Genomic DNA, 1,231 nt, shown 5'->3' on the forward strand with positions numbered 1-1,231 from the left:
TGAATCGCTACCAATTTCCTAGACACTTGCTAGCTTCTGATTGAACTGCATTTCGTATTTTATTGGTGACAGACCGTTGTTATGACTGTGACGGCGTATTGGGTTATAAAACATCTCGATGTAATCAAAAATATCCTGTCTTGCCTCATCGCGGGTTGCATAGATACGGCGGCGAACTCGTTCTCGTTTGAGTAACTGGAAAAAACTCTCAACCACAGCGTTGTCATGGCAATTGCCTCGCCGGCTCATGCTAGCAACGAGGTTGTGCTCTTTGAGAAAGCCTTGCCATTCGTAGCTTGAGAATTGACTGCCCTGATCAGAATGCACCATGACTGGCTCACTGGGTTTGCGCCGCCAGATCGCCATGAGCAGTGCGCTCAAGACCAACTCTTTATCCATGCGGCTTTGCATTGACCAACCAACAATCTGACGTGAGAACAAGTCAAGCACGACAGCAAGGTAAAGCCAGCCCTCGTGTGTACGAATATAGGTGATGTCAGTGACCCAGGCTTCGTTAGGCGTGCCGACATCAAAACGTCGCGCTAAATGATTAGGCGTGACGCTTGCTGGTTTACCGCTGAAGTGTCTGGGACGACGGCGATAGCCCGTCTGCGAGCGCAATCCCTCGGCCTTCATCAGCCGATAAACTCTTTGTTCACCACAGGTCTCGCCCATGTCACGCAGATCATCAGAGATTTTGCGATAGCCGTAAACCGCGCCACTTTGAATCCAGCACTGCTTAATCTGACCAAGCAAGCGCCGGTTCTCTACTGCACGAGCCGAGTCGGGAGTCTGCTTCCAAGCATAAAAACCACTTGGATGAACCTTCATTACGCGGCACATGGTTCGCACGGCAAATTGCTGCTCGTGAGCGCGGATAAACGCGTACCTCACCCGGACTCCCTGGCAAAGTACGCCGCGGCCTTTTTTAGGATATCTCGCTCCTCGGTGACTCGTTTGAGCTGAGCTTGCAGGCGCCTAATCTCTGCGCCCTGATCCTGAAGCTGCACACGTTTCTCGGCTGGAATCCCAAACTGCTTAATCCATGCATACAGGCTGTTGGGCGAAACCCCCAATCGTTCTGCAACGTCCCTAGCTCCAAATCCTCGTTCCGTAACTTGACGTACCGCTTCGATCTTAAACTCTTCGGTAAATCGTTTCCTGCTCATAAGACCTCCTTTATTGCCTAAATGTTAGGCTAAGAAGTGTCTACAAAACTAGTAGCGATTCA

At 50.6% G+C, this 1,231-nt stretch carries 1 protein-coding gene; it reads right to left on the minus strand.

What is annotated here, in order from left to right:
• Positions 1-18 precede the first annotated feature (18 nt).
• Positions 19-1,169 (minus strand): IS3 family transposase gene (locus G3I67_RS14870; RefSeq protein WP_375539329.1). Its coding sequence is split into 2 segments (ribosomal slippage): positions 19-932 and positions 932-1,169, totalling 1,152 coding nucleotides; the frame shifts between segments, so codons are not numbered across the junction.
• Positions 1,170-1,231: the final 62 nt, after the last annotated feature.

This window comes from Sheuella amnicola, assembly GCF_010499255.1.
In the GTDB taxonomy this organism is placed as follows: Bacteria; Pseudomonadota; Gammaproteobacteria; order Burkholderiales; family Burkholderiaceae_B; genus Zwartia; species Zwartia amnicola.